General features: G+C 67.4%; 6 protein-coding genes. 2 read left to right on the top strand and 4 right to left on the bottom strand.

All coding sequences use genetic code 11. The annotated features are described in order from the left end of the window. Positions 1-319: 319 nt before the first annotated feature. Positions 320-1489 (top strand): GGDEF domain-containing protein, encoded by a 1170-nt coding sequence (locus C7I84_RS26980; RefSeq protein WP_165816241.1) that lies wholly within the window; start codon positions 320-322, stop codon positions 1487-1489. Positions 1490-2313: 824 nt separating this feature from the next. On the opposite strand, the gene C7I84_RS26985 is transcribed toward C7I84_RS26980, so the two are convergent. Next, positions 2314-3366: a M14 family metallopeptidase gene (locus C7I84_RS26985; RefSeq protein WP_106775312.1), complete on the bottom strand. Its 1053-nt coding sequence runs from the start codon at positions 3364-3366 to the stop codon at positions 2314-2316. A 135-nt stretch (positions 3367-3501) separates the two neighbouring features. Next, on the bottom strand, positions 3502-5700 hold the full coding sequence (locus C7I84_RS26990) for an esterase-like activity of phytase family protein (protein WP_106775313.1): 2199 nt from the start codon (positions 5698-5700) through the stop codon (positions 3502-3504). Between the two features lie 220 nt (positions 5701-5920). On the opposite strand from C7I84_RS26990, the gene C7I84_RS26995 reads away from it, so the two are divergent. Further along, the gene (locus C7I84_RS26995; RefSeq protein WP_106775322.1) at positions 5921-6691 is read left to right on the top strand and encodes an isocitrate lyase/PEP mutase family protein; all 771 of its coding nucleotides are present in this window, start codon (positions 5921-5923) and stop codon (positions 6689-6691) included. 50 nt (positions 6692-6741) lie between these two features. Here the strand turns inward: C7I84_RS26995 and C7I84_RS27000 are convergent, their stop codons facing one another. Together C7I84_RS27000 and C7I84_RS27005 are read right to left on the bottom strand one after the other, a co-directional pair. Next, positions 6742-7824, bottom strand: a complete 1083-nt coding sequence (locus C7I84_RS27000; RefSeq protein WP_106775314.1) for an ATP-dependent DNA ligase — start codon at positions 7822-7824, stop codon at positions 6742-6744. Positions 7825-7930: 106 nt separating this feature from the next. Next, positions 7931-8406: formate--tetrahydrofolate ligase (locus C7I84_RS27005; RefSeq protein ID WP_120785133.1), on the bottom strand; the 476-nt coding region annotated here is incomplete at its 5' end.

Here is an 8406-nt window from a genome sequence, read left to right on the forward strand (position 1 = left end):
CGGCATCAAAAACAAATGGCCGCCCGGACATCTCCTGCGGCCACCTCCTTTTGTCACGCATGCGCGCTTCGTCGGGCCGCTGTCAGCTGCCCCACCACCAGATGGTCTTGATCGAACGCATGTGCATGGCGATTCCAATAGCTGCGAACGGATGGCTGGGCAAGCGGATTCCGGCACCATTTGACCCCGCATATCCTTCTCTTTCGTCCCTTGAAGGAATCTTCGGCGCCGATGCTTAGAGATGTCACGAAGGGTCTAAAGCAAATTTAACGGTTGCCGCCTCGTGATGAAGGATGGTTTGGAGGATCGAAAACCATCGATGACCTTGCGGGGCGCTTCACGGGCCGCCGCCGCTCTCGCCGGCCGCGCCTTCGATTGGCTGTCGTCGGCACCCACGCGGGAGAGCGCCAGGGTGCGCGCCCGCCTGGTCGACACGCTCTACGAACGCAAGGCGTTCGTCTGGTTCGGCTCGGTCAGCGTGCTCATGCTCGCGGTATCGGCCGCCGTCCTCACCGACGAGGTGTGGCCCTGGTACTGGCTGGCGGCCGATCTCGCGCTGCTCGCCTTCCGGCTGCGGGTGATCGAGCTGTGCGAGAAGGCCAAGGTCGCGCACGCACCGCGTCCGGTGCGCCGTCTGATGGCAGCCGGGACGGCCTGGTGCCTGGTTCTCGGCCTGGGCTCGGGAACCTGCGTGATCGCCGGCCCGCCGGCCCTGGCCATGCTGGCCGGCGTCAACGTCGCGGCCGTCGTCGGGGCGATCTCGTCGCGCAACGCCGCCACCCCGCGTTATGCCATGCTGGCGATCGCCTGCGTCAGCCTGCCGTTTGCGGTATCGACGCTGTTCTCGCCGATCCCCGGCGCCTTCCTCGTCGGGCTGCAGTTTCCGCTCCACATCGCCGGCATCGTCGTCATCCTCGTCCGCAACTACGAGAGCCATGTCAGGCTGGTGCGGGCCGAGATGCGCAACCGGCACCTTGCCCGCACCGATGCGCTGACCGGTCTGTCGAACAGGGCAGCCCTCACCGAGGCTCTGGCGGCGCTTTGCGCCGGCCTTTCCGCCAAGGGTGCGCAGCGCCGCGAGAGCTTCGCCGTGCTCAGCATGGATCTCGACGGCTTCAAGGCCGTCAACGACCGCCACGGCCATGCCGTCGGGGATGCGCTGCTGGTCAGGGTGGCGGACCGGCTGCAGCGCGGTGTGCGCCCGCACGACCAGGTGTTCCGTCCGGGCGGCGACGAGTTCGTGGTGGTGATGCCCAACGCCACGCCGGAAGAGGCGGATTATGTCGCGCGGCGGCTGATCGAGAAGCTGTCGTCTCCCTTCCAGATCGGCACCGAAGTCAAGGCGTCGGTCGGCGTGAGCGTCGGCAGCGCCTTGGCCCCAGTGGACGGCCTCACGCCCGACGCGCTGCTCGCCCATTCCGACCATGCGCTCTATGTGGCGAAGCGGTCGGGAAAAGGGCGCTATTTGCCTTATGCGGCGGCGCTGTAGATGGCCTGGATGGAGCGAGGCGCAGGAACCGCAGGGGACAGTTTATTTTGTTTCCGCCCGCGTCAGCCTTGAAGCGGATGTGCCCCTCTGCGGAAAAAAGTAAACTGTCCCCGGCACTTACCCGGAACTTGCCCGGCTCGCGCCAAGCTGAAGAAAACAACGGGCGTCGCTCACGCGCGAAATTTTATCCCCTCCCTTTCCGCCTCACCTATATTTCGCCGTGAAAGCCGCTTCCTGCGGGAACTTGGTGCGCACCGGGTATCAGGAGGGAGCGTCGGCGCCGGGTCGGTCGTGCAATCGGTAGCGCGGCTGGCGTGAGCTGGAGACCCGGGCCCCAGCCGCGAAGGTCGCGCGAATGCGGGTTAGCGGACGGGCAAGAACGCCGGCGGGGCGCGGGTCACCGCGCCACGTACTTTACTTAGAGAGGCTCGGCCCCGCGCCCCGCTTCCCGCACTTCTCCCGCAAGGGAGATTCAATGGCCAGGGCCGAAGGGCAGCGTGGCGAGGATGAAGGCTGGGATGATGTTTGCCGTTCCCGGGGCAGAGGGCAATCGCATATGCCGATGATGATCGTCAGTCCGGGGCCGCGCAGCGGAACCCGGAATCCAGAGCGTTTGGTGTCGAAGGAAAAGCGAGACCTCGCAAATATCCAGGAACTTCGAGCAGCGTCGGCACTCTGGATTCCGGGTTCCGCTGCGCGGCTCCGGAATGACGACGCAGAGCTGTCTGCCGCTCCTATACAACTCATATGCGATAGCCCTGCCCACAAGGGGCAGGGACAGGTGGCCCGATGGCGGTGTCTTGTCGGTCGCGGCTCGTGACCGGTCAGTCCTCCAGCGCGCCTTGCCGCGCGGTCGCGCTCGGGCCGTCGCCCACCAGCTTCAACAAATCCTCGCCGGCATGGGTCGTGCGCCGGCACACGCGCGTGAGGATGGTGCCCGACTGCGGCGCGAACACGTCGGTGCAGCCGCCGTCCTCGCCGGCCGCCTGGACGATGGTGGCCAGCCTGTCGCCGCGCCGGACCCGGTCACCGGGGATGACGTCGAACAGGATGGCGCCGGCGCATGGAGCGGTCACCACGTCGATGTGGTCGATCGGCGCGACCCGACCAGCAAACGGCCCGGGCGAGGCGAGGGTCGGGTCCTCGATCACGCCGCGCGCCACGAGCAGCCGGTACAGCCCTTCGGCATCCGCCGACGCCAGCTTGCGGTCGACATCGAGCAGGCCGCGATATTCGACCGTGGTCACGACCCGGCGGTCGAGACGGGCCTCGCCCGCAGGCATCAGCAGGTAAGGATGCAGGGAGGCTTCGTCGAAGGAGGCACCGGAAGAACCTTCCCACAGGATCACCGCCGCCACGCCCATCGCCGCGGCGCAGTCGGCCATGGCTGGCCAGAGCGTGCTAGGCACGTAGAGATAGTCGACGCCCTCGTCGTCGCAGTGCAGGTCGAGCACGATGTCGTGCCCCATCGACAGGGCGACCAGCCGCTGCTTCAGCCGCTGGTCCACCGTGCCGCCCGCGCTCTCTGCCAGGGCGGCCTCGGGCCGGTCGAGCAGCGGGAAATGCCGGTTGAAGTTGTCGCGGGTGCCGAGATGGAAGCGCCCCTGGATCTGGCCGAAGTGGTACTGGGCGCGGCCGACCGGGTTGGCATGCGGTACCACCGTGAGGCGGCCGCGCAGCCGGCCCTCCGCCTCGGCCTTGCGCAGCAGCGGCATCAGCGCGTCGACGGCGACGGTGCCGGGCAGCTCGCCGGCATGCAGCGCCGCCTGGATGTAGGCGGCGGGCGCGGCTTCGTCCGTTCCCTCGAAGCGGAACACGGGGAAGAAGTAGGCGACGCCCTCGGTGTCGCCCAAAATGGTCTCGATGCTCTTCTGCATTGGTGTCACCCGACGAAAGCCGGGCGACAATGGCCGGTCCGGAAGCGGCCCGCAACGGCCGTGCCATGCCATCGGGTGGGCCAGCCGGGGCACAAGGGGAGGGCGGCGGCCGGAGCCGCCGCGCTCCGATGGCGATCAATTCACCGCGGCAATGGTGCCGAGCCGCAGGAACAGCGTCTCGCCGGAAGAATCGTCCACGCCGTCATTGTCGGTGACGACGAAGGCGTTGCCGGCCGCGTCGATGGTGAAACTCTCGATCTTGTCGACCACATAGCCGTTGGTCGCCGACTTGAGGTCGGGCAGCAGGTCGCGCACCAGCGTCTTGTCGACCACCGGCAATTCGCCGTCGAGCGGCGCCGGCTTGAAGGCGTCGAGCGACACCGCATAGAGCCTCTTCACCTTCGCCGCGTCGCCGATCAGGTTGTCGCGCTCGATGACGTAGAGCTTGCCGTCATGGGCGGTGATCTCCGACAGGCCGATCCAGCCGGCCTCGGTGGCGTCGAGCGGATAACGCACAGCCGACCATTCCTTGGTCGCCGGCTTGTAGGCGAGCAGTTTGGTCTGGCCCTTGGGATCATCCTTCCACCCGCGCTGGACAGCCATCACCAGCGTCAGCTCGTCGCCCGAGCCGATGGTGGTGATGCCTTCGAGGCCGAAGCGGGTCTCGCCGGCGAGCAGCGCGGCCGGAAACGGGATCTCCTTGTCGATCGCGCCGTTGCCGTCGACATGGAAGATGCCGTGCGGCGTCATCTTGGCGCTATCCCCTTCATTGGCCAGCCAGAAGCCGCCCTCGCCGTCGGCGACGATGCCTTCGAGGTCGAGCTTTTGCGCCGGATGGCCGCCGCGGGTAACGACGGTCTTGCCGGTGATGAGGGCCGGCGTCTGGCTGGCGTCGATGGTGAAGATCGACGGGGCCGCCGAATAGACCGAATCCGACACCGCGTAGAGTTTGCCGACAGCCGCCGGATCGGCGGCGAGGCCGGAGAGCGCGCCCCAGCCGAGCGGCGTACCATCCTCGTTCGGCTGGGCGACGATCATCGGATAGGTGGCGGGGCCTTCGGCGCGCTCGTAGACCATGACGTGCGAACGAGCGAGGTTGTCCTCGCCGAGGTCGGTCTCGTTGGCGGTGATCAAAAGGTTGCGCGACGGAATGGCGACCAGCCCTTCCGGCCCGATGCCGGACGGCAGCACCTGCGCGAATTCCGGCACCGCGCCGGTGTCCTTGTATACGCCGATCAGCGAGCCGCGCTCGGAAGCGACGAAGAACAGGTTGTCGTCGCCGAAGGCGGCGGCCTCGAGACCTTCCGGCTCGTTGCCCTTCTTGTTGCGGTGCTCGGGATAGTGGCCGACTTTTGCGACCTCGTATTCGAAAGCCGGACCGGATTCGTAGACGACCTCGCCCTTCCTGCTGAAGATGGTGAAGCCGCGCGTGCCGCCCTTGTAGTCGCCTTCGTTGGCGACGACGAGCCGGTCGTTGTCGAGCCACTTCACCGCGTCGGGCTCGCGCGGCGTGGCCTTGACCTGGCCGTCGAAGGACAAGGCGCCGTCCTTCCTGGTGTCGACCTTATCGAGCTCGACCGATCCCGCCGAGAAATGCCCGACGATCCTGGCCGAAGGGGCGTCGACGATGGCGATGTGGTTGTTCTCCTGCAGCGTCACGGCGATCTCGCCGGCGTCGTTGAAGGAGACGAATTCCGGCTCGGGATCCTCCGGCGCCACCTCGGCGATCCCGGTGAGCTCGACGGTCTTCATGCCGGCGCAGTCCGGCACGCCGTCCTTCAGCGGAAGAATTTTCAGGTTGCCGGCGGGCATCTGCGGGATCTCGCCGTCGTTCAAGTCCTCGTCGCGCTCGTTCTCGATGGCAATGGCGAGCCATGCCTTGTCCCTGCTGACGGCGACCGAGTCCGGCTGGCCGCCGAGATCGCAGGCGGCTTCGACCGTCTTGCCGGCGAGATCGATCACCGACAGATTGCCGGAGGGCTCGGCCTTCGATTTGGACGTGTTGACGCCGGCCAGCACCTTGCCGCCGACCACGACAACCGATGTCGGCTCGCCGTCGATCTTCACATAGCCGCCGGCCTTCGGCGCCTTGGGATCGGTGATGTCGATGATGCCGATTCCGCCATGCGGGCTGTCGGAATAGACCAGCGTGTTGCCGTCCTCGCTGGCGGCAATGATCTCGGAGGAGGTGGGCGACTTGCGGTCGGCTTCCGGCAGGTTTTCGGCCACGGCGAACGTGGCGACGCGGTTGAACATCATATCGGCATGGGCGGGCAAGGCGGCGGAGGCGAGCAGCGTCGCCGTCAGCGCGAGCAGGCGCGGTTTCGTGGACATGGAGTCTCCCCTGAAATCTGGATGCCCGACCGCTTTGGGCGTGCGCTGTTGCAGCGCGATGACGGTCCGGTGACGGTTCGATGACAGTCCCCGCCGGTGCGATGTGGCCACCGTCCTGGCCCAGCGACCCGTGCCGTCAGCGCGTTGACACGCTGTCGGGAAAGTCGGTTCATCGGGCATGTTTCGGCCCAGCCGAGTGCACGCAACAGGGACGATGATGATGAGTAAGCAGATCGAACAGGCGAAGACGTTCCGGGCGCTTCACGTGAAGGGCGATCCGGTCGTCCTCTACAACATCTGGGACCCGGGCAGCGCCAAGGCCGTCGCCGCGGCGGGCGCTAAGGCGATCGCGACGGGGAGCTGGCCGGTTGCGGCGGCCTTCGGCTTCGCCGATGGGGAAAAGATCCCGCTCGATCTTGCGCTGGACAACATCCGGCGCATCGTCGCGGCAGTCGACTTGCCGGTGACGATCGACCTGGAGGGCGGTTACGGTGTAGAGCCGGCGGCCGTCGCGGCGACGGCGATGCGGGCGCTCGAGGCCGGCGCGGTCGGCTTCAATTTCGAGGACCAGGTCGTCGGCGGAAGCGGCCTCCACGACATCGCGGTGCAGGTGAAGCGGATCGCCGCCATCAAGGAGGCGGTCGACGCTTCGGGCATCCCGGCCTACATCAACGCGCGGACCGACATTTTTCTGAAGGCCAAACCGGACGAGCACAGCCCGGAATTGCTGGACCACGCGATCGAGCGGGCCGGCGCCTACGAACAGGCTGGCGCCACCGGCTTCTTTGCGCCCGGCCTCGGCGACGAGCGCCTGATCGAAAAACTGTGCGCGGCGACGGCGCTGCCGGTCAACATCATCGCCCTGGCGCATGTGCCGCCGCGCCGGCGGCTGGCCGAGCTCGGCGTCTCCCGCATCAGCTACGGGCCGGTGCCCTACCGCAAGATGGCGGCGTGGCTGGAAGACCAGGCGCGGCAGGCGATCTCGGGTTAGGTCCGTATTGCAGGGGCACCCGTCGCTCCATCAACGGCGCGTTTGGCCGGCTATGGCTCACCGGCGGGGCGAAGCACGTCCTCGACAAGTTTTCCCGGGCTGGCCGGGCGCTCGAGTTGCTCGAACGTGCATTGCCGCGGCGCCTTGTCGGGCCGCCAACGCAGCAGTTTTGTGCCGTGGCGGAAACGGTCGCCGGTCACGTGGTCGTAACGCACCTCGACCACCAGCTCGTGCCGCAGCGGCTCCCACTCGCCCGAGCGCTCGGTCGACCAGCGGCTCGGCCCGCCGGGGGCGTTGCCGGTGAAGCCCGGCGGGCCCTTCAGCGTTTCCAGCCTTGCGGTCAGGGATGCGCGCTCCTCGGCAGCAATCGAGGAAGTGAAGCCGACATGATGGAGCAACCCGGCGCGATCGAACAGGCCGAGCAGCAGCGAGCCGACATGGCGGGCGTTGGCGGCGTAGCGGAAGCCGCCCACCACGCAGTCGGCGGTGCGCAGGCGCTTGACCTTCAGCATGGCCCGTTCGCCACTTTCATAGGGCCCACCGAGCCGCTTGGCGACGACCCCGTCGAGCGCGCCGCCGGCGCGGTCCAACCACCCGGAAGCGACGCGCCTGTCCCGCGTCATCGGCGACAGCCGGAAGCCGGGTGCGCCGGCGATTGCGGCGAAGAACCGTTCGAGCTCGGCGCGGCGGCGCGTCAGGGGAGAAGTCAGCAGCGAAAACCCGCGTTCCGTGCCGAGCATGTCGAACAGGATGAAGGTGGCCGGCGTCTCGCGCGACAATTTCCGGATGCGGCTCTCCGCCGGATGCAGCCGCATCTGCAAGGCGTCGAAGGACAGGTGACCGCGCTCGGTCACGACAAGTTCGCCGTCAACGATGAATTGTCCGGCCGTCAACGAGCGGATGGCGTCCACCACTTCCGGAAAAAAGCGGCCGAGCGGCTTGCCGGATTTTGCCCTGAGATCGACATTGTCGCCCGAGCGGTAGGCGATGCAGCGGAAACCGTCCCATTTCGGCTCGAACTGCCATCCCGGCTCGTCGGGCAGCGCCTCGACGAGCTTCGCCTCCATCGGTTGGATCAGCCGAAACGGGCTTTCGCCGCCGGCTCGTTCCGTCGCGGCATGGATTTGGGGCATGGCGCCTCCTTCGTCCACAACCGCCCAGGCGCAGCCACGGTTCCGACCACGGCCTCATCGGTGACGACGCATGGCGGCGGCAGAACGCGCCGCCATGCACGGCCCCTCAGAACAGCCCCTCGATCTGCCCCTCTTCGTTGAGGAAGATCTTCTCGGAGGATGGTGCCTTGGGCAGGCCGGGCATGGTCATGATCTCGCCGCAGATCGCCACCACGAAGCCGGCGCCGGCGGCCAGTCGCACCTCGCGCACCGGCACCACATGGCCGGTCGGCGCGCCCCTGAGGTTGGGGTCGGTCGAGAACGAATACTGGGTTTTCGCCATGCACACCGGCAATTTGCCGTAGCCGGCGTCCTCCCATGCCTTCAGCTGGTCGCGCACGCTCTTGTCGGCGATCGCCTCCGAGCCGCGGTAGATGCGCTTGACGATGGTGTCGATCTTGTCGAACAGCCGGACATCGTCGGCATAGAGCGGCGCGAACTGCGAGGCGCCGCTCTCGGCGAGCTGCACCACCTTGTTGGCGAGCGCCTCGATGCCGGCCGAACCCTCGGCCCAGTGGCGGCACAGAACCGCCTCCTCGCCCA

The sequence above is a fragment of the Kumtagia ephedrae genome (assembly GCF_003012745.1).
Classification (GTDB): Bacteria; Pseudomonadota; Alphaproteobacteria; order Rhizobiales; family Rhizobiaceae; genus Kumtagia; species Kumtagia ephedrae.